Annotated in this window: 24 protein-coding genes; 15 read left to right on the top strand and 9 right to left on the bottom strand. The window is 60.9% G+C overall.

Translation table 11 applies throughout. The annotated features are described in order from the left end of the window. Nucleotides 1-39: 39 nt before the first annotated feature. Both PSH86_RS26435 and PSH86_RS26430 read left to right on the top strand, forming a co-directional pair. Nucleotides 40-816: an IclR family transcriptional regulator gene (locus tag PSH86_RS26435; protein ID WP_249015579.1), complete on the top strand. Its 777-nt coding sequence runs from the start codon at nt 40-42 to the stop codon at nt 814-816. A 54-nt stretch (nt 817-870) separates the two neighbouring features. After that, nucleotides 871-1,749 (top strand): DMT family transporter, encoded by an 879-nt coding sequence (locus PSH86_RS26430; protein ID WP_116833508.1) that lies wholly within the window; start codon nt 871-873, stop codon nt 1,747-1,749. Nucleotides 1,750-1,834: 85 nt separating this feature from the next. Here the strand turns inward: PSH86_RS26430 and PSH86_RS26425 are convergent, their stop codons facing one another. Continuing rightward, nucleotides 1,835-3,172, bottom strand: coding sequence for an MFS transporter (locus PSH86_RS26425; protein WP_305485980.1), 1,338 nt, complete (start codon nt 3,170-3,172; stop codon nt 1,835-1,837). A gap of 270 nt (nt 3,173-3,442) precedes the next feature. Between PSH86_RS26425 and quiC the strand changes: the two genes are divergently transcribed. Beyond that, complete coding sequence (gene quiC, locus PSH86_RS26420; RefSeq protein WP_305485978.1) at nt 3,443-5,344, top strand: 3-dehydroshikimate dehydratase QuiC; 1,902 nt, start codon at nt 3,443-3,445, stop codon at nt 5,342-5,344. A gap of 103 nt (nt 5,345-5,447) precedes the next feature. Next, nucleotides 5,448-6,125, top strand: a complete 678-nt coding sequence (locus PSH86_RS26415; protein WP_116833506.1) for a TetR/AcrR family transcriptional regulator — start codon at nt 5,448-5,450, stop codon at nt 6,123-6,125. A 119-nt stretch (nt 6,126-6,244) separates the two neighbouring features. Here PSH86_RS26415 and PSH86_RS26410 read toward each other — a convergent pair whose 3' ends face one another. From PSH86_RS26410 to PSH86_RS26395, 4 genes are all read right to left on the bottom strand, one after another. Further along, on the bottom strand, nt 6,245-7,096 hold the full coding sequence (locus PSH86_RS26410) for a shikimate dehydrogenase (protein ID WP_370873694.1): 852 nt from the start codon (nt 7,094-7,096) through the stop codon (nt 6,245-6,247). Nucleotides 7,097-7,101: 5 nt separating this feature from the next. Beyond that, entirely contained in the window at nt 7,102-7,542 is a 441-nt protein-coding gene (gene aroQ / locus PSH86_RS26405) for a type II 3-dehydroquinate dehydratase (RefSeq protein WP_109756239.1), read from the bottom strand. A gap of 246 nt (nt 7,543-7,788) precedes the next feature. Then, entirely contained in the window at nt 7,789-8,868 is a 1,080-nt protein-coding gene (gene trmA, locus PSH86_RS26400; protein ID WP_116833505.1) for a tRNA (uridine(54)-C5)-methyltransferase TrmA, read from the bottom strand. Beyond that, nucleotides 8,865-10,160, bottom strand: coding sequence for an NCS2 family permease (locus PSH86_RS26395; protein ID WP_109756231.1), 1,296 nt, complete (start codon nt 10,158-10,160; stop codon nt 8,865-8,867). The genes trmA and PSH86_RS26395 overlap by 4 nt, the downstream gene beginning before the upstream one ends. A 213-nt stretch (nt 10,161-10,373) precedes the next feature. On the opposite strand from PSH86_RS26395, the gene PSH86_RS26390 reads away from it, so the two are divergent. The 5 genes from PSH86_RS26390 to PSH86_RS26370 all read left to right on the top strand — a co-directional run bounded on the left by PSH86_RS26390 (nt 10,374) and on the right by PSH86_RS26370 (nt 15,535). Beyond that, nucleotides 10,374-10,820 (top strand): DUF4879 domain-containing protein, encoded by a 447-nt coding sequence (locus tag PSH86_RS26390; RefSeq protein WP_370873838.1) that lies wholly within the window; start codon nt 10,374-10,376, stop codon nt 10,818-10,820. Nucleotides 10,821-10,957: 137 nt separating this feature from the next. Beyond that, nucleotides 10,958-11,524, top strand: coding sequence for a DJ-1 family glyoxalase III (locus PSH86_RS26385; protein WP_116833502.1), 567 nt, complete (start codon nt 10,958-10,960; stop codon nt 11,522-11,524). A gap of 287 nt (nt 11,525-11,811) precedes the next feature. Then, nucleotides 11,812-12,336 (top strand): (2Fe-2S)-binding protein, encoded by a 525-nt coding sequence (locus PSH86_RS26380; RefSeq protein WP_109756228.1) that lies wholly within the window; start codon nt 11,812-11,814, stop codon nt 12,334-12,336. Further along, nucleotides 12,333-13,334, top strand: coding sequence for a xanthine dehydrogenase family protein subunit M (locus PSH86_RS26375; RefSeq protein WP_109756227.1), 1,002 nt, complete (start codon nt 12,333-12,335; stop codon nt 13,332-13,334). The genes PSH86_RS26380 and PSH86_RS26375 overlap by 4 nt, the downstream gene beginning before the upstream one ends. Next, nucleotides 13,334-15,535, top strand: a complete 2,202-nt coding sequence (locus PSH86_RS26370) for a xanthine dehydrogenase family protein molybdopterin-binding subunit (RefSeq protein ID WP_116833501.1) — start codon at nt 13,334-13,336, stop codon at nt 15,533-15,535. The genes PSH86_RS26375 and PSH86_RS26370 overlap by 1 nt, the downstream gene beginning before the upstream one ends. Here the strand turns inward: PSH86_RS26370 and PSH86_RS26365 are convergent. Next, nucleotides 15,532-16,770: an MFS transporter gene (locus PSH86_RS26365; protein WP_116833500.1), complete on the bottom strand. Its 1,239-nt coding sequence runs from the start codon at nt 16,768-16,770 to the stop codon at nt 15,532-15,534. The genes PSH86_RS26370 and PSH86_RS26365 overlap by 4 nt on opposite strands. Nucleotides 16,771-17,274: 504 nt before the next feature. On the opposite strand from PSH86_RS26365, the gene PSH86_RS26360 reads away from it, so the two are divergent. The 3 genes from PSH86_RS26360 to PSH86_RS26350 are packed head-to-tail and all read left to right on the top strand — an operon-like array spanning nt 17,275 to nt 19,892. After that, nucleotides 17,275-18,705, top strand: coding sequence for a cytochrome ubiquinol oxidase subunit I (locus PSH86_RS26360; protein ID WP_116833499.1), 1,431 nt, complete (start codon nt 17,275-17,277; stop codon nt 18,703-18,705). 3 nt (nt 18,706-18,708) lie between these two features. Next, on the top strand, nt 18,709-19,716 hold the full coding sequence (gene cydB, locus PSH86_RS26355; RefSeq protein WP_053125566.1) for a cytochrome d ubiquinol oxidase subunit II: 1,008 nt from the start codon (nt 18,709-18,711) through the stop codon (nt 19,714-19,716). 11 nt (nt 19,717-19,727) lie between these two features. Continuing rightward, a complete protein-coding gene (locus PSH86_RS26350; protein ID WP_003205785.1) occupies nt 19,728-19,892 on the top strand; it encodes a DUF2474 domain-containing protein in 165 nt (54 codons plus the stop codon). Nucleotides 19,893-19,932: 40 nt separating this feature from the next. Here the strand turns inward: PSH86_RS26350 and PSH86_RS26345 are convergent, their stop codons facing one another. Next, nucleotides 19,933-21,057, bottom strand: a complete 1,125-nt coding sequence (locus PSH86_RS26345) for a class I SAM-dependent methyltransferase (RefSeq protein ID WP_163856545.1) — start codon at nt 21,055-21,057, stop codon at nt 19,933-19,935. Nucleotides 21,058-21,238: 181 nt separating this feature from the next. Beyond that, complete coding sequence (locus PSH86_RS26340; RefSeq protein WP_232201711.1) at nt 21,239-21,979, bottom strand: autoinducer binding domain-containing protein; 741 nt, start codon at nt 21,977-21,979, stop codon at nt 21,239-21,241. Between the two features lie 266 nt (nt 21,980-22,245). Between PSH86_RS26340 and PSH86_RS26335 the strand changes: the two genes are divergently transcribed. Further along, nucleotides 22,246-23,022, top strand: coding sequence for a ferredoxin--NADP reductase (locus PSH86_RS26335; protein ID WP_109756222.1), 777 nt, complete (start codon nt 22,246-22,248; stop codon nt 23,020-23,022). Between the two features lie 42 nt (nt 23,023-23,064). Here PSH86_RS26335 and mscL read toward each other — a convergent pair whose 3' ends face one another. Further along, nucleotides 23,065-23,478: a large-conductance mechanosensitive channel protein MscL gene (mscL, locus tag PSH86_RS26330; RefSeq protein WP_072411386.1), complete on the bottom strand. Its 414-nt coding sequence runs from the start codon at nt 23,476-23,478 to the stop codon at nt 23,065-23,067. Between the two features lie 282 nt (nt 23,479-23,760). On the opposite strand from mscL, the gene katB reads away from it, so the two are divergent. Next, entirely contained in the window at nt 23,761-25,302 is a 1,542-nt protein-coding gene (katB, locus tag PSH86_RS26325) for a catalase KatB (protein WP_163856547.1), read from the top strand. Between the two features lie 137 nt (nt 25,303-25,439). Further along, nucleotides 25,440-25,988 (top strand): ankyrin repeat domain-containing protein, encoded by a 549-nt coding sequence (locus tag PSH86_RS26320; RefSeq protein ID WP_305490389.1) that lies wholly within the window; start codon nt 25,440-25,442, stop codon nt 25,986-25,988. Nucleotides 25,989-25,992 lie beyond the last annotated feature (4 nt).

Genomic DNA, 25,992 nt, shown 5'->3' with positions numbered 1-25,992 from the left:
CATATTCTGGAACTTGCGAACATTACATCTGGATCTCTCATGGCCGGCAGTCAAATCGAACGGGTTTTCAATGTGCTGGAAAGCCTCGCCAGCGATCCTCGCGGGTGGCCGCTGCTCGGCTTGGCCGAACAGTTGCAGATCCCCAAGAGTGCCACCCACCGTTTGCTCGCCGAACTGATGCGCCTGGGCTATGTGCGCCAGAACCCCGAGAACCTGCGTTATCACTTGTCGACCCGCCTGGTTGCCATGGGTTTTCGCTATCTGTCGCGAAGCGGTGCCGACATCGTGCAGCCAGTGCTCGATCGCCTGGCACGGGAAACGGGTGAACTGGTGCGCCTGGGTGTCATCGAAGGGGAGTGCCAGACCTGGATCGCCAAGTCTCAGGGGGCCCGTTCCGGCTTGCGCTACGACCCGGACATGGGGCGTGAGACGCCGTTGTTCTATACCGCGTCGGGCCATGCCTGGCTGGCGTGCATGAGTGATGCCGAGGCGTTGGCGCTGGTGGCGCGCCAGGCCGTGCAAATGCCGGCGGACGCCGGGCCGAACGCGCCACGCAGCAAGGCTGAACTGCTCCAGTACCTGCACCAGGCTCGTGAGCAAGGCTATGCCTGTGTCGAGGAAAGCTCGGCGATCGGCACGTCGGCCATTGCCGCTGTGGTCCGTCATCCATTGGATGGCCGGGTCATAGGTGTGCTGAGTGTTGCCGGGCCCAGCGCTCGGATGACACGGGCACGCCTGCATGAGCTGGCATCGACCTTGCTGGTGTTTGCGGAGGAGTTGTCGCAAGCCAGCCAGGCCTCGGAGTTGTTCAGCTGAATCCACGGTCGCAGATATTGGTTCTTCCCTACACACGCAACGCAGGATTCCTACATGACCGTCAGCACCCCGCTTTCCGGCGTCAATCAGGCCTTCAAGGGCATCCTGCTTATTCTCTGTGCGACGTTCCTGTTCTCCAGCCATGACGCACTGTCGAAATATCTCTCGGGTTTCTATCCGATCATCATGGTGGTGTGGGCCCGATACGTGGTGCATACGTTACTGATGGCAGGTATTTTCCTGCCGCGCTCGGGGCTGCGGGTCCTGCGGACCAAACGTCCTCTGTGGCAACTGGCCCGGGCCCTGTGCCTGCTGGGGACCAGCCTGTTCTTCACCACGGCCCTGATGTATATCCCGTTGGCCGAGGCGACCGCGGTCAACTTCCTGGCCCCGGTGCTGGTCACCGCGCTGTCGGTGCCATTGTTGGGCGAGCATGTGACGCGTGGCCAATGGATCGCGGTGATCTTCGGTTTTATCGGGGTGTTGATCATCGTCCATCCGGGCGGGGATCTGTTTACGCCGGCGGTGTTGTTGCCGTTCTGTTCGGCGCTGTTTTTCTGCTTCTACCAGTTGCTCACGCGCAAGCTCAGTGAGATCGACAGCCCGACCACCAGCAACTTCTTCGCCGGCCTGTGCAACACCTTGGTGATGAGCGCACTGGTGCCGTTCTTCTGGCAAGTGCCGAGCCTGTTGCACGGGGCGATGATGCTGGCGCTGGGGGCCTGCGGGATGACGGCGCACCTGATGCTGACCCAGGCCTTCCGCTTTGCCGCCCCGGCGCTGCTCGCGCCGTTCGGGTACTGCCAGATCGTGTTTGCCGGCTTGCTGGGGTGGTTGCTGTTCAACCACACGCCGACGCTGACCACGGTGGTGGGCATCGCTCTGATTTGCTTGAGCGGGCTGGCGGCGGCGTGGCAACAGCGGCGTAAATAACTGGCTACACAGACCTCCTGTGGCGAGGGGATAAATCCCCTCGCCACAAAGGTGCTCGGCTTGATTGCTTGAAGCTGGTCCGGTATCAGTTTTTCAGCGTCGGCACCTTGCGCGGCGCCATGAAGTACAGCCAGGTCAGGGCAATGAAGTACATCGCCGGAATCAGCGTGAACAGCACGGTGTAGTTGTTATTGGTGATCGTCAGGATGTGGCCCACCAGTTGGGTCATGAACATCCCGCCGATGGCCGCGCACATGCCGCCGAAGCCGAACACCGTGCTCATCATGTGCTTGGGTGTGTAGTCCATCACCAGGCTCCAGATGTTGGCAGTCCAGGCCTGGTGCGCGCCGATGGCCAGGGAAATGGCAAACACCGCCATCCACAGGTTGCTTGCGCCGGCCGCCATGATCACGCCGATGATGCAGCAGGCGAACAACAGCATGGACACCAGTCGCGCCTTGATCGGATTGAGGCCGCGACCGATCAGGAACGAAGACAGGATGCCGCCGCCCACGCTGCCGAAGTCGGCGGTGAGGTAGATGATGATCAACGGAATACCCATCTGGGTCACGTTGATGCCCAGGTTGTATTGCTGGTTCAGGAACGGCGGCAACCAATAGAGGTAGAACCAGAACACCGGTGCGGTGATCGAGTAGGCCAGGGCGAACGCCCAAGTGCCACGCATGCGCAGGATCCGGGAGAAGGGCACGCGGACCTGGTCTGGCTCGTCCTGGGCCTGGATGTAGTCCAGTTCCGACTGTTTGACGCGGGGATGATCTTCCGGGTTGAAGTATTTCAGGCCCCAGAACAGTAGCCAGATCCCGCCCAGCGCGGCCATGCACAGGAACGCGGCCTGCCAGCCCCATACGTGCAGGACCAGCGGCAGCAGCATCGGGGTGAACATCGCGCCGACGTTGGTCCCAGCGTTGAAAATGCCAGTGGCCACCGCCCGTTCACCGGCCGGGAACCACAGCCGCGTGGTCTTCACGCAGGCCGGGTAGTTGGCAGCTTCGGTCAGGCCCAGGATAAAGCGGCAGACCATGAAGCCCACTGCCGAGGTGGCCAGGCCGTGGGCGCCGGTCGCCAGGCTCCAGAGCAGCACGGCGCAGAAGAACACGCGCTTGACGCCGATCCGGTCGATCAGCCGCCCTTGCAACACGAAGCCGACGGCATAACCGACCTGGAACCAGAAGTTGATGTTGGCGTAATCCATCGCCGTCCAGCTCATCTCCTTGGCAAGAATCGGCTGCATCACGCCCAGGGCGGCGCGGTCGATGTAGTTCAGGGTGGTGGCAAAAAACACCAGGGCGAGCATGCCCCAACGGGTCTTGCCTACGGCCATGGCGCCGCGGATCTTGTCACCGATGCCACTGGTCGAGACACCCAGGCCGGGGGCCAGGCGGGAGCTTTGGGAAGGAATCATAGCGGGTACCCGTTTTTGAAATTCTTATGGTTGGTCTGGGTCTGTCCATTGATGCCGGCGGCCAGGGCCTGCGTCAATGTGGGAGCGATGGTGCGCAGTGAGCAAAAAATCGTCAATTCGGCAATCGGCATTTTGTTCGATAATCGCCCAAAAAACTAACTGGATGGTACATATTAAATTGCTGAAAGAAACCGGCAGCTCAATAATCGGCTGACTCTTTAAAAAGCGGCGCACCTTTTGTAGCCGATGCCTGTCCCGGGAGCCGAAGTCATGCAGCGTTCCATTGCCACCGTGTCCTTGAGCGGTACCTTGCCGGAAAAACTCGAAGCCATTGCCGCCGCCGGTTTTGACGGGGTGGAAATCTTCGAGAACGACCTTCTCTATTACGATGGCAGCCCTCGGGAAATCAGGCAGATGTGCGCCGATCTGGGCATTGCCATCACCTTGTTCCAACCGTTTCGTGACTTCGAAGGCTGCCGCCGCGATCGCCTGGCGCGCAACCTGGAGCGCGCCGAGCGCAAGTTCGACCTGATGCAGGAGCTGGGCACCGATCTGGTGCTGGTGTGCAGCAACGCCTCGGCCGACAGCGTCGGTGATGAACAGATCCTGGTCGATGACCTGCGCTTGCTCGCCGAACGCGCCGGTGCGCGTGGCTTGCGTATCGGTTACGAAGCGCTGGCCTGGGGGCGGCACGTCAATACGTATCAACAGGTCTGGAACATCGTGCGCCAGGCCGATCACCCCAGCCTCGGCGTGTTGCTCGACAGCTTCCACACCTTGTCCCTCAAGGGCGATCCGAGTGCGATTGCCGAGATCCCCGGCGAGAAAATTTTCTTCGTACAAATGGCCGACGCGCCGATCCTGGCGATGGATGTGCTGGAGTGGAGTCGGCATTTCCGCTGCTTCCCCGGGCAGGGTGAATTCGATTTGCCTGGCTTCCTGGCGCCGATCATCAAGAGCGGCTACACCGGGCCGTTGTCCCTGGAAATCTTCAACGACGGCTTCCGCGCCGCGCCGCCACGGGCCAATGCCGCCGACGGTCTGCGCTCGCTGCTGTACCTGGAAGAAAAGACCCGCCAGCGCCTGGCCGAAGAAGCGCCGTCCACCGGCAATGCCGATATCCTTTTCGCCACACCGCCGGCGAGTGAATACAACGGCATCGAGTTTCTCGAGTTTGCTGTGGACGATAACCTCGGCGCCAAACTGTCCCATTGGCTGGAGCGGCTGGGCTTCGTCAAGGCCGGTCAGCATCGCTCCAAGAATGTGAGCCTGATGCGCCAGGGCGATATCAACCTGATCCTCAACACTGAGCCGTACTCCTTCGCCCACAGCTTCTTCGAAGCTCATGGACCATCGTTGTGCGCCACTGCCGTGCGGGTGAAAAACAGCGCCAGTGCCCTGGAACGGGCGGTGGCCTACAAGGGTCAGCCTTATCGCGGGTTGGTGGGCCCCAACGAACTGGAACTGGCGGCGGTGCGTGCCCCGGACGGCAGCCTGATCTACCTGGTGGATCAGGAAGCCGACGTTTACGGCACCGATTTCAACTTGCAGCCCGGTGCCGTGATTGGCGCCGGACTCAAGCGCATCGATCACATGGCGATGGCGCTGCCGGCCGACAGCCTCGACAGTTGGGTGCTGTTCTACAAGAGCCTGCTGGATTTCGAGGCCGATGACGAAGTCGTCTTGCCCGACCCTTATGGCCTGGTAAAAAGCCGTGCGTTGCGTAGCCGCTGCAGTTCGATCCGCTTGCCGCTGAACATTTCCGAGAACCGCAATACCGCGATCTCACACGCACTGTCGAGTTATCGCGGTTCGGGGGTGCATCACATCGCTTTCGACTGCGACGACATCTTCGCCCAGGTCAGCCGTGCCAAGGAAGCTGGTGTGCCGTTGCTGGACATCCCGCTCAACTACTACGACGACCTGGCGGCGCGGTTCGATTTCGATGATGAGTTTCTCAGCGAACTGGCGTATTTCAACGTGCTGTACGACCGCGACGCCCAGGGTGGCGAGCTGTTTCACGTCTACACCGAGCCGTTCGAGGGGCGGTTTTTCTTTGAAATCATCCAACGCAAGAACGGTTATGCCGGTTACGGCGCGGCCAACGTTGCGGTGCGCCTGGCGGCCATGGCCAAGTCCCGCAGCGGTGGCTTGCGGCACGCCAAGTTGTAGGGAAATCGTAAATGCGGCGGTAAAGGGCAATGCCGTGGCTTCCTTCACTGCACGGTGCGGCCCATAATCGCCAGCCTGTGCAGTGATGGCCGTGAGCCCCGCAATGACTATGAATCCAGAGCTTTCCGCAGCGCTCGACGAACCCGTCGCCACGCCGCGCAAGAGTCGCAAGAACAACCCGGAGAAGACCCGGGAGAACATTCTTCAGGAAGCCATCGTCGAGTTCGTCCAGCAAGGCCTGGCTGGCGCCCGGGTCGACGCCATCGCCGAGCGCATCCACACCTCCAAGCGCATGATCTACTATTACTTCGGCAGCAAGGAGCAGTTGTACGTCGAGGTGCTGGAAAAACTCTACGGGGATATCCGCACCACCGAGAGTCGCCTGCACCTGGCCGAGCTGGCCCCGGTCGACGCGATCCGGCGCCTGGTGGAGTTCACCTTCGACCACCATGACCGTAATGTGGATTTCGTGCGCATTGTCTGCATCGAGAACATCCACAACGCCGAATACGTGAAGCAGTCAGGCGCGATCAAGGCGATGACCAATACCATCCTCGATTCCCTGGGCGTGATCTTGCGGCGCGGTGCTGAAGAGGGCGTATTCCGTCCTGATCTCCAACCCCTGGACGTGCACTTGCTTATCAGTTCTTTCTGCTTTTACCGTGTGTCCAACCGCCAGACGTTCGGCGAGATCTTTCAGATCGACCTGTCGGATGAAGCGGTCAAGCAGCGGCATCGGCGGATGGTTTGTGAGTCGGTGTTGAGATACTTGCAGGCCTGATTCTGGAAACCTTGTGGGAGCGAGCCTGCTCGCGATAGCGGTATGCCAGTCAAGTCGATGCTGGCTGATCCACCGCTATCGCGAGCAGGCTCGCTCCCACAGGGAGTTATCACCAGGTCTTAGTGATTCATGCTCTGGAAATGCGCCAGCATCCGTTGTGCATCCGGCGCCACGCCGCTGAACAGTTCGAACGCCTTCACCGCTTGGAACACGGCCATGTTGCCGCCGTCCAGCGTGCGGCAGCCGAGGGCACGGGCGTTGCGCAGCAGTTCGGTTTCCAGTGGGAAGTAGACGATTTCCGCGACCCACAACTCGCCCCGCAACAGCTCGACCGGTACCGGCATGCCCGGTAGTTTTGCCATGCCCATGGGCGTGGTGTTCACCAGGCCGTCGGCATCGGCCATGGCGCTGGCCAAGTCATGCCCGGCCCGGGCGCGGCCTGCGCCGAAGTGTTGGTTGAGGTTATTAGCCAGGGCCTCGGCACGGCTGACTTCGACGTCAAAAATGCTCAGCGTCTGCACGCCTTCTGCCAGTAGCGCATGGGCCACCGCCGCGCCAGCGCCACCGGCGCCCATCTGGACCACGCGCTGGCGCGCCACATCTCCCAGGCCGCGCCGAAAACCTTCGGCGAACCCCAGGCAGTCGGTGTTGTGGCCAATGCGTTTGCCATTCTTGAGCACCACGGTATTCACTGCGCCAATGCCCCGGGCCTCCGGTGACAGTTCGTCCAGCAATGGGATGATCGCCTGCTTGCAGGGAAAGGTAATGTTCAGGCCGGTGAAGTCCATGCGCTCGGCGGCCTTGAGCAAATCGGGCAGGGCGCCGCTGTCGAGTTTCAGCGCGTCGAGGTCGATCAGCCGATAGAGGTAGCGCATGCCCTGGGCATCGCCTTCACGCTCATGCAGCGCCGGTGTGCGAGACGCCTGGATGCCCGCACCGATCAGGCCGGCCAGCACAGTGATATTCGACATGCTCATCAACCCTTCAAACGCTGACTGAAATGTTCCAGGGCCATGCGATAACCATGGCTGCCAAACCCGCACATCACGCCGATGGCGACCGATGAGACGAAGGAGTGGTGGCGAAAGGTTTCCCGGGCGTGGACGTTGGACAGGTGGACTTCGATGACCGGCACTTCGCTCGCCACCAGGGCGTCGCGGATTGCCACCGAGGTGTGGGTCCAGGCTGCCGGGTTGATGACGATGCCGGCGCATCGGCCGCGTGCGCCATGCACCCAGTCGAGCAACTCGCTTTCCTGGTTGGTCTGGCGAAACTCCACCGCCAGGCCGAATTCTTCGGCGGCGCGGCCGCACAGTGCCGAGATGTCGGCGAGGGTTTCGTGGCCATAAGTTGCCGGCTCGCGGGTGCCGAGCAGGTTCAGGTTCGGGCCGTTGAGCACCAGAACGATCGGAGGCATCGCAATTTCTCCACATTTTTATTGTTGGCGTCGGCCAGGTTCAGCCGGTGGAGATAAATTGTACTAGATGGTTAATTTGGTCAAACAAAGCAGCCGACATCGGCCAATAAGTGTTCGATGATCGAACATGACCTTTGTCGGGAGAGGAGGGAGGGCACTTGTGGCGAGGGCATTTATTTGTGGGAGCAAGCCTTGCTCCCACAGAGTTTTGCTCCGTCCAGCCCATAGGGGAGGACGCCCCAGCGTTTAACGCCGAGTCAACAACACCCCAGATTCCATGTGATGGGTCCAGGGAAATTGATCGAACAACGCGCAGCGCGTGATGCGGTGGGTGTCGTTCAGTTGCGCGATATTCGCGGCGAGGGTGTCAGGGTTGCAGGAGATGTACAGGATGTTGTCAAAACGGCGGGTCAGCTCGCAGGTGTCCGGGTCCATGCCGGCGCGGGGCGGGTCGACGAAGACGCTACCGAATTCATAGCTCTTGAGATCGATACCGTGCAAGCGACGGAAGGGCCGGACTTCGTTCAAGGCTTCGGTCAGTTCTTCGGCGGATAGACGTACCAGCGTGACGTTATCCACAGCGTTTTCGCTGAGGTTGCTCAACGCGGCATTCACCGAGGTCTTGCTGATCTCGGTGGCCAACACTTTGCGTACGCGAGTGGCCAGGGGCAATGTGAAGTTGCCGTTGCCGCAGTACAACTCCAGCAGATCGTCGGCGCGATCACCCAGCGCGTCATACGCCCAGTTGAGCATCTTCTGGTTCACCGTGCCGTTGGGCTGGGTGAAGGCGCCTTCGGGTTGGCGATAGCTGAAGGTCCGGCCGCCGACGTCGAGTTTCTCCACCACGTAGTCGTGGCCGATCACTTCGCGCTTGCCCTTGGAGCGACCGATGATGCTCACGCCCAGGTCGGTCGCCAGTTTCGCGGCCGCCGCGTGCCAGTGTTCATCCAGCGGGCGGTGATAGCACAGGGTGATCATCGCGTCGCCCGCCAGGGTGGTCAGGAACTCCACCTGGAACAGCTTGTGGCTCAAGGGCGCGCTGGCCTGCCAGGCGGCCTTGAGCTGCGGCATCAACTGGTTGATGCGCAGGCTGGCGATGGGAAATTCCTCGATGAGGATCGGTGTGCGCTTGTCGTCCTGGGAGAACATTGCGTAGTGCCGTTCGCCGGCCTCGCGCCACAGGCGGAATTCGGCCCGCAGGCGAAAGTTTTTCAGGGGCGAATCGAACACCGCAGGTTCTGGTGCATCGAACGGGGCCAACAGGTCACGCAAGCGGGTGACCTTGTCCTGCAACTGGGCGGCATAGGCCTGGGAATCAAAAGTCATGCGTTGAACCAACCCAATTTGATCACGAACAGGATCGACAGAATGACCAGCGCCGGGTTCAGCTCACGGCCACGACCCGACACCAGCTTGATGGCGGTCCAGGCGATGAAGCCGAAGGCGATGCCGTTGGCGATGGAATAGGTGAAGGGCATCGCCAGGGCGGTGACCACCACGGGGGCGGCGACGGTGATGTCGTCCCAGTCGATTTCCGCCAGGCCCGAGGTCATCAGCACGGCGACGAACAGCAAGGCTGGGGCGGTGGCGAAAGGCGGGACACTGGCGGCCAGTGGCGAGAAGAACAGCGCCAGCAGGAACAGGATCGCCACGACGATGGCGGTCAGGCCGGTGCGGCCGCCAGCGCTGACGCCCGCTGCCGACTCGATGTAGCTGGTGGTGGTGGAGGTGCCCAGCAGCGAACCGGCCATGGCGGCGGTGCTGTCGGCGATCAGCGCACGGCCCATCTTCGGCATATGGCCGTCCTTGCCCATCAGCCCGGCGCGCTTGGCGACGCCGATCAGGGTGCCGGAGTTGTCGAACAGGTCGACGAACAGGAAGGCGAAGATCACGCTCACCAGGCCAATGTCCAGGGCGCCCTTGATGTCCAGTTGCAGGAACGTTGGGGCCAGGGACGGTGGCGCGGAAATGATGCCGCCAAACGGGGTGAAGCCCATCAGGATCGAGACTATGGTGACCGCCAGGATGCCGATCAGTACCGCGCCGCGTACTTTCAGTGCTTCGAGGGCGACGATCAGGATGAAACCAAGGGTGGCGAGGATTGGCGCCGGCTGTTTCAAGTCGCCGAGGCCGACCATGGTCGCCGGGTTTTTCACCACGATGCCGGCATTGTTCAGGGCGATCAGCGCCAGGAACAGGCCGATACCGGCGGCAATGGCCGAACGCAGGGGCAGCGGGATGCTGTTGATGATCCATTCGCGGATGCGGAAGATCGAGAGAATGAAGAACAGCACGGCGGAGATGAACACTGCGCCCAGCGCCACTTGCCAGGTGTGGCCCATGTGCAGGACCACGGTGTAGGTGAAGAAGGCATTCAGGCCCATGCCCGGGGCGAGGGCGATCGGGTAGTTGGCGATCAGGCCCATGACCGTGGAGCCGATGGCCGCGGCCAGGCAGGTGGCGACGAACACCGCGCCTTTGTCCATGCCGGTTTCGCCGAGGATGCTCGGGTTGACGAACAGAATGTAGGCCATGGCCAGGAAGGTCGTGACGCCCGCCAGGATCTCGGTCCGCACGTTGGTGTTGTGTGCCTTGAGTTGAAACAGCCTTTCCAGCATGTCTGCTCCCCGTGGCGCGCCCGGCGCCGTGAATGTATCGACCTCAACAGCAAAGCACAGGTCGCCAGCGGCGCCCGGGAATTTTCTGTGGGTCGGAAAAAGCCGCGCATCATACCAGCAGCGTAGCGTTGTGGCTGCGATCGTCGTCGATGTTTTGCCAACGCGCCAAGTGGGCCATACTGCGCGCGGTTCCGGGAGGTCTCTATGGTTCGCATGAATAAACAGCTGATGGCGGCAGTGGGCTGCACCCTGGGGCTGTGGTTGCCCGGCCAGGCTGCGGATGCCGCGTCGGCACCACCGCTGAGTGAGGTCAAGGTGCTCAAGGTCGAGTCGCCGGCCTGTGGCTTCGAGGACATCGCCTTGGGGCAGGCGCAGACGCGTTGCGATCACAGTGGCCCGAATATCAAGGTCTACGTGCTGGAGGTCGGCTATGGCCGTCAACCCCATGTCACCCTGGACGGCTTTGAAGTCGACGGCACCCGCTCGCCGGTGTGCGCGTACAGCAATGGCAATCTCAATGACTGCTCGGTGCGGACCAAAGTCGTGGGCTATTTGTACGTCTTCGACCTGAAGGGTAAGCAAGAGGGGACCTTCAGCTTCAGCAACATCTCGATCAACGCGCCGGGCAACCGGATGTCGACCCAGCTGTACATCAAATAACCGCTACCCCATGCAGGAGTTGTCGAGCGAAGCGAGGCTGCGATCTTTACCCCCACGCTTGAATCTCAAGCGCATATCAAAAGATCGCAGCCTTCGGCAGCTCCTACACTACAAGCATCATCCAGCGGAGAGCGCCCATGATTCCTGGAACCAAGATCCCCCGAGCCCTGATAGCCGTCGCCGAGGGTGTCGACGACTTGCAGACGGTCACCCTGATCGACGTGTTGCGTCGAGCGCAGATCGAAACCGTGGTGGCGAGCATCGAAGGGCGGCGTATGCTCACCTGCGCCCGCGGCACGCGCCTGACGGCCGATGGCATGCTGGTGGACATGCTCGTGCAGGATTTCGACCTGATCGTCCTGCCGGGCGGCATCATCGGTGCCCAACACCTGGCGGCCCATCAGCCGCTGCAACAACTGATCAAGGGCCAGGCCGCCACCGGACGTTTCTTCGCCGCCATCGCCGAAGCCCCGGCCCTGGCGCTACAGGCATTCGGCGTCCTGCGCCAGCGGCGCATGACCTGCCTGCCGGCGGTGAGCCAGCAACTGTCCGGTTGCAGCTTCGTCGATCAACCCGTGGTGGTGGACGGCAACTGCATCACCGCCCAAGGCTCGGCTGCCGCCCTGGCGTTTGCCTTGATGCTGGTGGAACAACTCAGCGGCAAGGGCGTAAGAAGCGTGGTGGCGGCGGAGCTGCTGGCCTGACACTCGTCAAGCCGACACCGGCCTGTGGTACCGCTATCGCGAGCAGGCTCGCTCCCACAGGGATTTATGGTGGATGCAGGATCTATGAGCACCCGAGAACCCATGTGGGAGCGAGCCTGCTCGCGATGGCGTCAGCACATTCAACCTCAGTGCAAGCTGACCCACTGAAGGCGCTGGCTTCCAACGTCAATCATTTGCCTTGAACGCTTCACCCCACCCAGAAGTCGTACCCCTTATGACGGCGGTTTCCCAAAACGCCGCGAGTACGACCAACCGTGAGGTGTTCCATGAGCGCGACCTTGTCCGAAGCGACGCCGGCGGCCTTCGTCCGTCACCCGATTCGCCTGACACTCAATGGCCAGGCACGTGAGCTGCAGGTGCTGCCCTGGACCACGCTGCTGGACCTGCTGCGCGAGCAATTGGACCTGGTGGGCAGCAAGAAGGGCTGCGACCACGGCCAGTGTGGCGCCTGCACGGTGCTGCGCGATGGCAAGCGAATCAACGCCTGCCTGACCCTGGCCGTGATGTGCGACGGTGCCGAGTTGACCACCGTTGAAGGCCTGGCTGGCGATGATGCCTTGCATCCCATGCAGCAGGCGTTCATCACCCATGACGCGTTCCAGTGCGGTTACTGCACGCCGGGGCAGATCTGTTCAGCGGTGGGGCTGGTCAACGAGGGCAGGGCGCAGACCCGCGCAGAGATCGTTGAACTGATGAGCGGCAATCTTTGCCGGTGCGGCGCCTACAACAACATTCGTGATGCTATCGAAGAGGCTTTGCCGCTCTGCCAGCAACCGGGAGGTGATCAATGAATCCCTTCCACTACAGCAAGCCAGACACCGTGCAGGCCGCCGTCGACTTGTCGAGCCCGGTGTCACGTTTCATCGCCGGCGGCACCAATCTGCTGGACCTGATGAAAGAGAACCTCACCCGCCCCGAACACCTGATCGACATTACCGGGCTGCCCCTGGCGGACCTCAGCGAAACCCCTTCCGGCGGGGTGATGATCGGTGCGCTGGTGAGCAATGCCGACCTGGCCTGGCACCCCTGGATCGAACGCCGCTATCCGCTGCTGTCCCAGGCGATCCTGGCCGGCGCCTCGCCGCAGTTGCGCAACATGGCCAGCACTGGCGGCAACCTGTTGCAACGCACCCGCTGCTATTACTTCTATGACGCCAGCGTGCCGTGCAATAAACGCCGACCCGGCAGCGGTTGCCCGGCCCGCAACGGTTTGAACCGGATCCACGCGATCTTCGGTGCCAGCGAACAATGTGTCGCCACTCATCCTTCCGACATGTGCGTGGCCTTGGCGGCCTTGGAGGCGGTGGTCCATGTCCTGGGGCGGGGTGGCGCGCGGACCATCGAGTTTGCCGACTTCCATCGCTTGCCCGGTGATGCCCCGGAACGGGATAACCAACTGGCCGATGATGAGCTGATCACTGCTATTGAGTTGCCTGCCGCCGGTTTTGCCGACCATAGCCACTACCTGAAGATCCGTGACCGCGCCTCCTACGCTTTTGCGCTGGTCTCGGTGGCGGCGGCGCTGGAGTTGGACGGGCCGGTGATTCGCCAGGCGCGCCTGGCCCTTGGCGGCGTGGCGCACAAACCCTGGCGCGACCGGGCTGTGGAGAGCTGGCTGGCCGGGCAGACCGTCAGTCGCGAAACCTTCACTGCCGCCGCCGATGCGCTGCTGCAAAACGCCGAGCCGTTGGAGCACAACGGCTTCAAGGTCCGATTGGCGCGCCGGGCAATTGTCCGCGCCTTGAGTGATGCCGCATTGGGTTGCGCACCGCAGGGAGGACACGCCTGATGAACGCTTCGAGCAAATCCATAGGGCAGCCACTGGACCGCGTCGATGGCCTGCTCAAGGTCACGGGCCAGGCTCGTTATGCCGGTGAGTACCCCGAGGACGGCCTGCTGCACGGCAGCGTCGTGTCCGGCACTCTCGCTCGCGGCCGCGTGCTGCGCATCGATGCCTCCCGAGCCCTGGCGCTGCCCGGTGTGGTCGCGGTCATCGATCACACCAATCGGCCGAGGATCGCCAGCTACGATGAGCCCTACCAGGATGCCGATGCGGCGGACGGCTCGCCGTTCCGGCCGCTGTACAACGACCACGTGCTCTACAGCGGCCAGCCATTGGCCCTGGTGGTCGCGGAAAACCTTGAGCTGGCCCGGTATGCAGGTTCCCTGGTTGAAATCGAATACGAGGCCCAGGAGCATCAGACCGATCTGATCACTCTGCAAAACGACGCCCATCCGGCACCGGCCGAACTGCCCAAGCCCCGTGGGAATTTTCAGGGCGAGTACGCCAGCGCCGCGCTCAGCGTGGATGTGTCCTACAGCACGCCGATTGAACACCACAACCCGATGGAGCCACACGCCTCCACCGTGCTGTATCAGCCTGATGGCAGCCTGCACATCCACGACAAGACCCAAGGCACGCAAAACTGCCAGGCCTATGTGCAAAAAGTGTTCGGGCTGGAGAAAGAGCAGGTGCGAGTGTTCGCCGCGTTTGTCGGCGGCGCCTTCGGTTCAGGGCTGCGCCCGCAGTACCAATTACCTTTGGCGGTGATGGCGGCGCTGGCCCTCAAGCGCTCCGTGCGGGTCAGCCTGACGCGCCAACAGATGTTTACCTTTGGCTATCGGCCGCGAACCCTCCAGCGCGTGCAACTGGGGGCGGCGGCCAACGGTCGCTTGCTGGCCGTGGCGCACACCGCCGTCGGCCAGACTTCGCGCTTCGAGGACTTCACCGAGCACGTGGTGGAGTGGAGCGGCATGCTCTATCACTGCGATAACGTCCAGTTGACTTACAAACTCGTGCCCCTGGACGTCTACACGCCCCTGGACATGCGCGCGCCCGGTGCCGCCCTTGGGCTGATTGGCCTGGAATGCGCCATGGATGAACTGGCCTGTGCCCTGGCGCTCGATCCGGTCCAGTTGCGGTTGATCAACTACGCCGAGCGCAACGAGAACGAAGGTAAGCCGTATTCCAGCAAAGAGTTGCGCGAGTGTTATGCCCAGGGCGCCCGTCGTTTCGGCTGGGACAAGCGCAACCCGGAGCCGCGCAGCATGCGTGAGGGGCGGCAACTGGTGGGTTGGGGCATGGCCGGTGGTGTATGGGAGGCCATGCAGCAGAAAGCCAGCGCCCGGGCCTCGCTGGACCTCGATGGCAAGCTGACTGTCAGCAGCGCCACCACGGATATCGGCACCGGGACCTACACGGTCATGACCCAGATCGCCGCCGAGGCGTGCGGTGTTGCCCTTGAGGACGTCACGTTTGTCCTGGGTGATTCGTCGCTACCCACCGCGCCATTGCAGGGCGGTTCGTTCACGGTTTCGTCGGTGGGCACCGCCGTGCAGCAAGCCTGTGAAGCGCTGAAGGAAAAACTCCTGGCCGTGGCTCGCCAGGCGTGTCCGGCCTTCGGTGGCGCGACCCTTGAACAAGTGACGTTTGTGGATGGCCAACTGCGGCTGGGCGAAGCGAGCGTTGCATTAGCGGAGTTGGCGCAGAAAAGCGGCGAGACCCCGTTGCAAGCCCAGGTCACGGCCAAGCCGGATGAAAAACGCCAGGCCTACGCCACGGCCACGCACTCGGCGGTGTTCGTTGAAGTGCTGGTGGATGAAGACCTGGGGACGGTGAAGGTCAACCGCGTGGTGAGCGCCATCGCCGCCGGCCGGGTCGTCAACCCGAAAACCGCCCGCAGCCAGATTCTCGGTGGCGTGGTGTGGGGCGTCGGCATGGCTTTGCACGAAGAAACCCTGACCGATCACACCCTGGGTCGCCACATGAATCACAACCTGGCCGAGTATCACGTGCCGGTCAGTGCCGACATCGGCGACATAGAGGTGATTTTTGTCGAGGAGCGTGACGAGATCGTCAATGCGCTGGGTTCCAAGGGCGTGGGTGAAATCGGCATCGTCGGGGTGGCCGCGGCGGTGGCCAATGCGATTTACCATGCCACCGGCAAGCGGGTGCGGGACTTCCCCATCACCCTCGACAAGTTGCTCTAGGCTTTTGCTTCGTCCACCGGTTCGTGCATCCGGTCACGGTTGGCCAGGGTCGGGAACAGTTTGATCCAGGCCCCGGTCACCAGCAGCGTGCCGATGCCGCCCATGACCACCGCCGGCACGGTGCCGAACCAGTGGGCGGTGAGGCCGGACTCGAACTCGCCCAGCTGGTTCGAAGCGCCGATGAACAGCCCGTTCACCGCGCTGACCCGGCCACGCATTTCATCCGGTGTTTCCAACTGCACGAAGGAGGCGCGGATGACCATGCTGATCATGTCCGCCGCGCCCAACACCACCAGCACCGCCAGGGAAAACCAGAACGAGGTGGAGAGGCCGAAGGCAATGGTGGCGACGCCGAACACGCCCACCGCAGTGAACATCACTCGGCCGACCTTGCGCTCCACGGCAAACCGCGCCAGCCACAGCGACATCAGCAAGGCCCCGACCGCCGGCGCCGAGCGCAACAGACCCAGGCCCCAGGGACCGGTGAGCAGGATGTCCTTGGCGAACACCGGCAGCAGCGCCGTCGCGCCGCCGAGCAAAACCGCGAACAGGTCCAGGGAAATCGCGCCGAGAATGTCCGGGCGACTGCGAATGAAGCGAATCCCGGCCAGCAATGAATCCAGCGTCGCCTTGCCTTTGTTCAGCGGCGTCTGCCGAGCGGGCAGGTTGAGCATCAGGCAACAGGCGATGAGGTAGAGCACCACGGTCGGTCCATAGACCCAGATGCTGCCGAAGGCATAGAGCAGGCCGCCGAGTGCCGGGGCGACGATGGTGGCCGATTGCTGGGCCGATTGCGCGGCGGCCACGGCCCGGGGAAACAGGCCCGCCGGCACGATACTGGGCAGCAGCGCCTGGGTGGTGGGCATCTCGAAGGAGCGGGCGGCGCCCAGGAGGAAGGCAAGGATGAAGATCATTTCCCGGGTGACATTGTCGGTGGCGCTGCCGATCACCAGGGCCAGGGCAATCATTGCCTGCAATGACTGGCAAATGGCCGCGACCTTGCGCCGGTCATAGCGGTCAGCCACATGCCCGGTGTGAAGCATGAACAGCACGCGCGGGGCAAACTCCACCAACCCCACCAGGCCCAAGTCGAGGACGTTGCCGGTCAGTTGATAGAGGTTCCAGCCAATGGCCACGGTGAGCATCTGGAAGCCGCTGGCGGTGAATATCCGTGCCAGCCAGAAGGCGATGAAGGGACGATGGTGACGGAGCAGCAGCGGCGCTTGGCTGGGCATCTATGACGGGTCCGGTGGTGAAGACCACGAGATTATCACCGAGCTGTAACAGGAAGTTGCGTTGGCTGGAAAAATAGTTAGCCAAACATCTACTTTTCACCTAGCACGCTTTTTTTGTGGCGAGGGGATTTATCCCCGCTCGAGTGCGCAGCGCTCGCAAAAGCTTGGGGCCGCTTCGCGCCCCAGCGGGGATAAATCCCCTCGCCACAACAGTGCACTCCTCAAGATTCAAGGAATCCTGGTTTGGAGCAGGGTTTCGACACTGAGACAACCTGCCACGCGACAAAAGACCACGCCGTCCATCGGTAATAATGCGACTACTCTTTGAGCATTGCTTGATCCAGATCAATACCTCTCGGGGCGTTGGGCTGGCGGCCATCCGGCCAGAGTCCTGCGTTGTGACGGTTATAAAAAGAACGATTTGAAAAGCATCGCACTCCATATCCCTGGGGATTGTGATGCAGGCCCCGCCCGCAGCCGGTTTTACCTGACAGAGGAAGACTTATGTTCGGTTTGGAGGCGCTCGATCTCGCCCGAATCCAGTTCGCGTTCACCATCTCGTTCCACATCCTGTTCCCGGCCATCACCATTGGCCTGGCGAGTTACCTGGCGGTACTCGAAGGCTTGTGGCTCAAGACTCGCGACGATACCTATCGCGACTTGTACCACTTCTGGTCGAAGATCTTCGCCGTCAACTTCGGCATGGGCGTGGTGTCCGGCTTGGTCATGGCCTATCAGTTCGGCACCAACTGGAGCCGCTTTTCGGACTTCGCCGGGGCGGTGACCGGACCGCTGCTGACCTACGAAGTGCTCACGGCGTTCTTCCTCGAGGCGGGTTTCCTGGGGGTGATGCTGTTCGGCTGGAATCGCGTTGGCCGTGGCTTGCACTTCTTCTCCACGGTGATGGTGGCGATCGGTACGTTGATCTCGACCTTCTGGATCCTGTCCTCCAATAGCTGGATGCAGACTCCGCAGGGTTACGAAATCGTCGATGGCCGGGTGATTCCGGTGGACTGGCTGGCGGTGGTGTTCAACCCCTCGTTCCCCTATCGCCTGCTGCACATGTCCACGGCGGCGTTCGTTGCGACGGCGTTCTTCGTCGGTTCATCGGCCGCCTGGCACCTCTTGCGCGGTCGCGATACCCCGGCCATCCGCCGGATGCTGTCGATGGCGATGTGGATGGCCTTGCTGGTGGCACCGATACAGGCGGTCATCGGCGACTTCCATGGCCTGAACACCCTCAAGCATCAACCGGCGAAGATCGCGGCCATCGAGGGCCACTGGGAAAACGTCGGCAATGAGCCCACCCCGCTGATCCTGTTCGGCTGGCCAGACATGCAGGCCGAGAAGACTCGCTTCGCCGTGGAAATCCCCTATCTGGGAAGCCTGATCCTGACTCACAGCCTGGACAAACAGGTGCCGGCCCTCAAGGAGTTCCCTCCTGAGGACCGACCGAACTCGACCATCGTGTTCTGGTCGTTCCGGGTCATGGTCGGCCTTGGATTGCTGATGATCTTCACTGGCCTGTGCAGTCTATGGCTGCGCCGCAACGATCGGATCTACCAATCACGACCGTTCCTCCACATGGTGTTGTGGATGGGCCCCTCCGGCCTGGTCGCGATCCTGGCCGGCTGGTTCACCACGGAGATCGGCCGCCAACCCTGGGTGGTCTATGGCTTGATGCGCACGGCCGATGCTTCCTCCGGCCACAGTTTCGCGCAGATGAGCATCACCCTGGTGCTGTTCGTCGTGGTGTATTTCGCGCTGTTCGGCGCGGGCTTGAGCTACATGATGCGTCTGGTGCGCAAGGGGCCGCAGGTCCACGAAACCGAGCCGAGCGATGGTGGCCCGGGCCAGAAACGTACGCCGGCCCGGCCATTGTCGGCCGCCGATGACGATGTGGACCAAAACGACCGCTCGAACAAGGGGAATTGAGTCATGGGTATTGATCTTCCGCTGATCTGGGCCGTGGTCATCATCTTCGGCATCATGATGTACGTGATCATGGACGGCTTCGACCTGGGGATCGGCATTCTCTTCCCCTTCGTCAAGGGTGAGCGCGACCGCGACGTGATGATGAACACCGTGGCGCCGGTCTGGGACGGTAACGAAACCTGGCTGGTGCTCGGTGGTGCCGGGCTGTTCGGGGCATTTCCGCTGGCTTATTCGGTAGTGCTTTCGGCACTGTACCTGCCGTTGATCCTGATGCTCATCGGGTTGATCTTCCGCGGCGTGGCCTTCGAATTCCGCTTCAAGGCCAAGGCCGAGAAGCGCCACCTGTGGGACAAGGCATTCATTGGTGGTTCGCTGACGGCCACTTTCTTCCAGGGGGTGGCGCTGGGGGCATTCATTGATGGCTTCGAGGTGGTCAATCGCCAGTTCGCCGGCGGCTCCTTGGACTGGTTCACGCCATTCACGGTGTTCTGTGGCTTGGCGTTGATCGCCGCCTATGCGTTGCTTGGCTGCACCTGGCTGATCATGAAGACCGAGGGCAAGCTGCAAGAGCAGATGCATGACCTGGCGCGGCCGCTGGCGTTCGTGGTGTTGGCGGTGATCGGTATCGTCAGCATCTGGACACCGCTGGCCCACGCGGACATCGCCGCCCGCTGGTTCACCCTGCCGAACCTGTTCTGGTTCCTGCCGGTGCCGATCCTGGTGCTGGTGACCATGTACGGCTTGTTCCGCGCGGTGGCGCGTAACGCCAACTACACGCCATTCATCCTGACCCTGGTGTTGATTTTCCTCGGCTACAGTGGCCTGGGCATCAGCCTGTGGCCGAATATCGTGCCGCCATCGATCTCGATCTGGGACGCCTCGTCACCGCCCCAGAGCCAAGGCTTCATGTTGGTCGGCACGCTGTTCATCATTCCGTTGATCCTGGTGTACACCTTCTGGAGCTACTACGTGTTCCGCGGCAAGGTGACCCATGATGATGGTTACCATTGAGGACGTTGAGCATGGCCAAACCTGACTTGAAGGACATCGAGGCCGCCGAACGCAAGCCGCTTTGGCAGCGGCTCGGCTGGCTGGCGCTGATCTGGGCCGGCAGTGTGCTGGCGTTGTTCATCGTCGCCAGCCTGATGCGGATGTTCATGAATGCCGCGGGGCTGACCACCCACTGATTTCCCTGTGGGAGCAAGCTTTGCGCCCACAGAGGACGATTTATTTCCGGGCTTTGAGTATCACGAACTTCGGCGTGGCGGCCACTTGTTCGACGCCTCGGAACAACCGCGCCAGTTTGCTGTGGTAGCCCAGGTGCCGGTTGCCGACGATGTACAGCGCGCCACCCACCACCAACGCTTCGCGAGCCTGCTGGAACATTCGCCAGGCGAGGAAATCGCCCACCACTTGCTGCTGGTGGAAAGGCGGATTGCATAACACCACATCCAGCGACTGCGCCTCTTGTCCCGCCAGGCCATCGCCGGCCCGGATGATCACTTCCCTATCGCCCAAGGCCGCACGCCAGTTCTCGGCGGCCGATTGCACGGCCATATACGACTCGTCCACCAGGGTGTAGTGGGCGTCGGGGTTTTGCAGGGCACTGGCGATGGCGAGCACGCCGTTGCCGCAGCCCAGGTCCGCGACACGGGCTGTCCCGAGGTTTTTCGGCAGATGTGGCAGGAACGCGCGGGTACCGATGTCCAGGCCTTCGCGGCAGAACACGTTGGCATGGTTGAGCAGTTCGATCTTCGGTTCGTCCAGCCAGTAACGCGTGGGGTAGGGCGATACGCTGGGCGGCTTGGCTTGCGGCGTGGCGATCAACAGGCGGGCTTTTTTCTGCGCCAGGGAGGCCTGCACCGGGCCAATATAGCGCTCCAGCAAATCGCCGGCGGCCCGCGGCAAGTGCTTGATCATGGCCCCGGCAATCACCTGGGCGCCTGGTGCCAGTTGGCCTTGCAGGCGAATCAGCTGTTCCTCCAGCAGGGCCAGGGTTTTCGGTACTTTGACCAGGACACGATCGAATGGGCCGGTCGGGGGCTCGCTGGCAGGCAACGTCGGCACCGCATCGAAGGGGCGACCGTTGCGCACCAGGTTTTTCTCCAGCGCCTGCAATGCCAGGAAGGAATCATTGCTGCTGGTTACTTGGACCTTGCCGGCCAGGCTGGCCGCCAGGGCGCCGAAGCCGTCATTGAGCACCAGGACCCGAGTCTGCGCGCTCGGCTGTTGTTCGGCCAGGTACGCGAGCAGGTATTCATCGGCTGCATCGAAGGCTTGCAGTGGTTCGTTCTGCTGTTCGGGTTGGCGGATCAGGTCGAGTTGGGCGAAGGGGCTGTCGAGCAGGGGCATGGCTGGGGACTCTGGAGATCAACGAATATCCCGCTGCCTGGAGGTAGGTGTCTGTGCGGGACCGCCTGAATGAACTGCGTCGCGTGCAAGAAGCGGCATCATTCAAGTGGGACCGTAAATGGTACGTTTTTTTGTTGCACATTACTCGCAGGTTTTCGGCTTGGCGCTGCCACTCCACTGTTCAGATCACATGGATCTGGGCCGCTTTTGCCACCGCTGAAATTTTATTGCTGACGTTCAGTTTCCGCATGCAGCTGCACACATGGAAGTTCACGGTTCGTTCGGAAAGACAGAGAATCCTGCCCACTTCCGACGCTGTCTTGCCTTCGGCAGACCACCTCAACACCTCGATCTCTCTGGGCGACAGGTGGTATTTGGGCTTGACTGCCAGGGCGTCAGACAATTTTTTGCTGGCGAGTACGTGCAGCCTTTGACTGGCGAAGATGGCATAGCCGAGATTTGCGTAGTGTTCCTCGATATCAATGGGGCAATGACTCCGGGCCAGGCTGAACAGGCTGCAACGTGACCCCTGGTCATCATGAACGGCTTGGGTCCAGCCGTACTTGAGTCCCTGTCGATTAAGTTCTCGCCATAACTTGGGGGCCTGAGCGAAAACAGTCTCATCCCATAAAATGGGGAGTAGTGATTGATTGCAATGTGCTACTAATGGATCGTTCGATGCATAGCCATTCTGTTCATAAAGTCTGTCCCATCCATAAGGGTAGTTATTGAGGTTCACCTTGCTGGTGTGCTTGTCGGGGCTTCCGAGATAGGCTGAAAATGCGCAATATTCAAATCCCTGATTGTTAAAGAAATTCAGGACCAGACGATAGGCCGTCTGCAGGTCTTTTTCACAAGACAACTTTCTCAATAGCAAGTCCTTCCACTTTTCCATCGCTCTCTCCTGGGTTGATTCGTCCATGCGGATCCAATCCATGATGCGAAATTTCAGTGTAGGACTATTCTTAGTTTGTAGTGAGTTTTTTTTGATTTGCTTACATTGAGGGATGTTTAAAAAAATAAACTTTTTAATTAATTATTACTACAGCTACTGCGGTTTTGTATAGGTTTGGTAAAGGTTTTTGCCGGGTGGCGCGAAATTAGTGGTTAAAGTGCTATTGCTCACCGTTGGTGGTGGAGACGCTCGCTTTGCGGGACACTGTGAGTCTTGTCCCATTGGAGTGGCTCATGACCGACAGCGCAGAGAAGTTCACCCGCCAGACCCTGCTCGATGTCCAGCCGTTGACATCTCATTTGTTTACTTTGCGTACGACCCGGGATCGCGGCTTTCGCTTCCGGGCGGGTCAGTTTGCCCGGCTGGGGGTTGTCAAGGCGGACGGGAGCACCGTCTGGCGGGCGTATTCCATGGTGTCTTCGCCGTTCGACGAGTTCCTCGAGTTCTTTTCCATCGTGGTTCCCCATGGTGAGTTCACCAGTGAACTCAGTCGCTTGCAGCCGGGTGACGAACTGCTGGTGGAGCGGCAGGCCATCGGCTACCTGACACCGGATCGTTTCGTCGACGGTCGGGATTTATGGCTGCTGTCCACGGGGACGGGGGTGGCGCCGTTTCTTTCGATCCTCCAGGATTTTGAGGTCTGGGAGAAATTCGAGCGGATCATCCTGGTGTACAGCGTGCGCGAAGCACGAGAGCTGGCGTATCAGGAGTTGATCAAGGACCTGACCCAGCGCGACTACCTGGCCGAGTACGCTCATAAGTTTCGTTTCATTGCGACCGTCACCCGCGAGCAGCATCCAGGGGCGCTCAATGGGCGGATTACCACGCTGATCGAAAATGGTGAGCTGGAGCGAGTGGCCGGTGTAGCGCTGACGCCGGAGCATTCGCGAGTGATGTTGTGTGGCAACCCGCAAATGATCGACGACACGCGCAAGTTGCTCAAGGCCAGGGGGCTGCAACTGAGCCTGACCCGTCGGCCAGGCCAAGTGGCGGTGGAAAACTACTGGTAGGCTGATGTCGATCAGTTGGGGGTATGGCTGTGACCGACTGGTTCAGGGCCGTTCGTTCTGAGCCTTGAGCAGGTCGCGAATCTCGGTGAGCAGCAATTCTTCCTTGGTTGGAACGGGAGGCGCGCTAGGGGCTACGGCTTCTTCGCGCTTGAGGCGGTTGATGGCCTTGACGCCCATGAAAATGGCGAACGCCACGATGATGAAGTCTATGGTGCTCTGGATGAATTTACCGTAGGCCAGTACCACGGCAGGTGCATCACCTTGGGCTGCCTTGAGGGTGATGGCCAGGTCACTGAAGTCCACCCCACCGATCAGCAGGCCAATTGGAGGCATGACCACGTCGCCAACGAATGACGAAACGATCTTGCCAAAAGCGGCACCGATGATGATCCCGACGGCCATGTCGACGACATTGCCCTTGACCGCGAAGGCCTTGAACTCGCTTAGCACGCCCATGAGTTATTCCTTGTGACAGATGAAAGATGAGTGGCAGTGTAAATCAGCCTAGCGAGTCCCGCTCGAAACACCGGCTTACAAAGCTTCAGTTATCGACCCGGCCCTGGGGGAAAAGTTTTCAAAGTGCCATCAATCGCGCGTGATACGCGGTTTTAGCATAGCCCCCCATAACGTTTTTTCTATCGATGCGGTACGGCATTTCTATTTAGGTTTTCCTTTTTCGAGCACTAGCCTCTGGATGGCGCACATGGATGCGCTCTATAACATCAGAGGAACACGCCTATGAATACTTCCTTCGGCTACGGGCCTTATTCCCATCGCCGCGCTTTTTTTGTGCTGACCGCGAGCCTCTTGTCCTTGTCGGTCAACGCGGCCACCCTGACCCGGGACAACGGTGCGGCTGTCGGTGACAACCAGAACTCGCAAACGGCGGGCCCCAACGGCCCAACCCTGTTGCAAGACGTGCAGTTGATCCAGAAGCTCCAGCGCTTTGACCGTGAACGCATCCCCGAGCGCGTGGTGCATGCCCGTGGTACCGGCGCCCATGGCACATTCACGGTGTCCGACGATCTCAGCGACCTGACCAAGGCCAAGGTCTTTGCCGCAGGCCAGGTCACGCCAGTGTTCGTGCGTTTTTCTGCCGTGGTACACGGCAATCATTCGCCGGAAACCCTGCGCGACCCCCGTGGTTTTGCCACGAAGTTCTACACCGCCGACGGTAATTGGGACTTGGTGGGTAACAACTTTCCGACCTTCTTCATTCGTGATGCCATCAAGTTTCCAGACATGGTCCACGCCTTCAAACCCGACCCGCGGACCAATCTGGACGATGATTCACGTCGTTTCGATTTCTTCTCCCATGTACCAGAATCGACCCGCACTCTGACCGAGTTGTATTCCAACTCCGGGACCCCGGCCAGTTACCGTGAAATGGACGGTAACGGCGTGCATGCTTACAAACTAGTTAATGCCAAGGGCGAAATTCATTATGTGAAGTTTCATTGGAAAAGTTTGCAGGGGCTGAAAAACCTCGATCCGAAAGAAGTGGTGAAAGTTCAGGGTCAAGATTACAGCCATATGACAAACGATCTGGTGGCTCATATTAATAAGGGCGACTTCCCGAAGTGGGACTTGTACGTCCAGGTACTGAACCCACAAGACCTTGCCAAGTTTGATTTCGATCCACTGGACGCGACCAAGATCTGGCCAGGCGTGCCTGAGCGAAAAGTCGGGCAAATGGTCTTGAACCGCAATCCGGCGAATGTCTTCCAGGAAACCGAACAGGTGGCCATGGCGCCGGCCAATCTTGTGCCGGGTATCGAACCATCCGAGGATCGCTTGCTCCAGGGGCGCGTATTTTCCTACGCCGATACGCAGATGTACCGGATAGGCGCCAACGCCCTGCAATTGCCGATCAACGCCCCCAAGGTGGCGGTGAACAACGGTAACCAGGACGGTGCGATGAACCCGGGCAGCACCAGCACCGGCGTGAACTATCAGCCAAGTCGCCTGACCCCTCGTGAAGAGCCGCAAGCGGCACGCTACAGCCAGACTGCGCTGACCGGCAGTACCCAGCAGGCGAAGATCCAGCGTGAGCAGAACTTCAAGCAGGCCGGTGATTTGTATCGTTCGTTCAGCAAGAAAGAGCGTGATGACCTGATCGAAAGCTTCGGCGGCTCTTTGGCGACCACCGATGACGAGAGCAAGCACATCATCCTGTCGTTCCTCTACAAGGCTGACCCTGAGTACGGCACTGGCGTGGCCCGTGTCGCCAAAGGCGACCTGGCCCGGGTCAAGGCCCTGGCGGAAAAACTGAGCGACTGATTCACAGTCCGGCAAGTGCATAGCCTGTGGGAGCAAAGCTTGCTCGCGAAGCAGGCGCTGCGGTCTGAATCCAGACCGAGTTGTCTGCGTCGCGGGCAAGCATGCGCCCACAGTCGTATGCCAGAGGAGACATCATGATGCGCAGATTCCTTTTATCGATGCTTGCGATCTGGTCAATGAGCGTACTGGCCGATCAGCCAATACCCACTGAGCCCGCAGCCGTACAGGAACAGTTGCAAAACTATTATTTCGACGCCGCTCGCCGCGGCGATGTGCCGATGCTCGATACCTTTATAGAGGCCGGTTACTCGTTGGATACCCGGGATGAAAAGGGCTACACCGCGCTGATTCTGGCGGCCTATCACGGCCACGGCCCGGCGGTGGAGCGGCTGCTGGCGGCAGGGGCCGATGCCTGTGCCCAGGACAAACGCGGCAACACAGCGTTGATGGGCGCCATTTTCAAGGGCGAAGTGCAGATTGCCCGGCGTCTGCTGTCCACCGATTGCAGTCCGGACCAACGCAATGGTGCCGGGCAGACCGCAGCGATGTATGCCGGTCTGTTCAAGCGTGATGAATTGCTCGACGCCTTGAAGGCCAAGGGCGCCGACCTGGAGGCCAAGGATCCGTTGGGCAATACCGCGATGGGACTGGCCAAGGGTGAAATCAGAATGCCGGCCCCTCAGTGAACCT

This window comes from Pseudomonas sp. FP2300 (assembly GCF_030687595.1).
GTDB classification, from domain to species: domain Bacteria; phylum Pseudomonadota; class Gammaproteobacteria; order Pseudomonadales; family Pseudomonadaceae; genus Aquipseudomonas; species Aquipseudomonas bijieensis.
This window is presented reverse-complemented; position numbering and strand designations above follow the sequence as displayed.

Coding starts and splice junctions, on each gene's coding strand:
- mscL (WP_072411386.1), bottom strand. CDS start 23,478: ATGGGCGTGCTAAGCGAGTTCAAGGCCTTCGCGGTCAAGGGCAATGTC.
- PSH86_RS26425 (WP_305485980.1), bottom strand. CDS start 3,172: ATGATTCCTTCCCAAAGCTCCCGCCTGGCCCCCGGCCTGGGTGTCTCG.
- PSH86_RS26360 (WP_116833499.1), top strand. CDS start 17,275: ATGTTCGGTTTGGAGGCGCTCGATCTCGCCCGAATCCAGTTCGCGTTC.
- PSH86_RS26395 (WP_109756231.1), bottom strand. CDS start 10,160: ATGCTGGAAAGGCTGTTTCAACTCAAGGCACACAACACCAACGTGCGG.
- quiC (WP_305485978.1), top strand. CDS start 3,443: ATGCAGCGTTCCATTGCCACCGTGTCCTTGAGCGGTACCTTGCCGGAA.
- PSH86_RS26345 (WP_163856545.1), bottom strand. CDS start 21,057: ATGCCCCTGCTCGACAGCCCCTTCGCCCAACTCGACCTGATCCGCCAA.
- PSH86_RS26390 (WP_370873838.1), top strand. CDS start 10,374: ATGAATAAACAGCTGATGGCGGCAGTGGGCTGCACCCTGGGGCTGTGG.
- PSH86_RS26385 (WP_116833502.1), top strand. CDS start 10,958: ATGATTCCTGGAACCAAGATCCCCCGAGCCCTGATAGCCGTCGCCGAG.
- PSH86_RS26380 (WP_109756228.1), top strand. CDS start 11,812: ATGAGCGCGACCTTGTCCGAAGCGACGCCGGCGGCCTTCGTCCGTCAC.
- cydB (WP_053125566.1), top strand. CDS start 18,709: ATGGGTATTGATCTTCCGCTGATCTGGGCCGTGGTCATCATCTTCGGC.
- PSH86_RS26410 (WP_370873694.1), bottom strand. CDS start 7,096: ATGTCGAATATCACTGTGCTGGCCGGCCTGATCGGTGCGGGCATCCAG.
- PSH86_RS26365 (WP_116833500.1), bottom strand. CDS start 16,770: ATGCCCAGCCAAGCGCCGCTGCTGCTCCGTCACCATCGTCCCTTCATC.
- PSH86_RS26435 (WP_249015579.1), top strand. CDS start 40: ATGGCCGGCAGTCAAATCGAACGGGTTTTCAATGTGCTGGAAAGCCTC.
- PSH86_RS26430 (WP_116833508.1), top strand. CDS start 871: ATGACCGTCAGCACCCCGCTTTCCGGCGTCAATCAGGCCTTCAAGGGC.
- PSH86_RS26320 (WP_305490389.1), top strand. CDS start 25,440: ATGCGCAGATTCCTTTTATCGATGCTTGCGATCTGGTCAATGAGCGTA.
- PSH86_RS26370 (WP_116833501.1), top strand. CDS start 13,334: ATGAACGCTTCGAGCAAATCCATAGGGCAGCCACTGGACCGCGTCGAT.
- PSH86_RS26340 (WP_232201711.1), bottom strand. CDS start 21,979: ATGGACGAATCAACCCAGGAGAGAGCGATGGAAAAGTGGAAGGACTTG.
- PSH86_RS26415 (WP_116833506.1), top strand. CDS start 5,448: ATGACTATGAATCCAGAGCTTTCCGCAGCGCTCGACGAACCCGTCGCC.
- katB (WP_163856547.1), top strand. CDS start 23,761: ATGAATACTTCCTTCGGCTACGGGCCTTATTCCCATCGCCGCGCTTTT.
- PSH86_RS26350 (WP_003205785.1), top strand. CDS start 19,728: ATGGCCAAACCTGACTTGAAGGACATCGAGGCCGCCGAACGCAAGCCG.
- aroQ (WP_109756239.1), bottom strand. CDS start 7,542: ATGCCTCCGATCGTTCTGGTGCTCAACGGCCCGAACCTGAACCTGCTC.
- PSH86_RS26375 (WP_109756227.1), top strand. CDS start 12,333: ATGAATCCCTTCCACTACAGCAAGCCAGACACCGTGCAGGCCGCCGTC.
- PSH86_RS26335 (WP_109756222.1), top strand. CDS start 22,246: ATGACCGACAGCGCAGAGAAGTTCACCCGCCAGACCCTGCTCGATGTC.
- trmA (WP_116833505.1), bottom strand. CDS start 8,868: ATGACTTTTGATTCCCAGGCCTATGCCGCCCAGTTGCAGGACAAGGTC.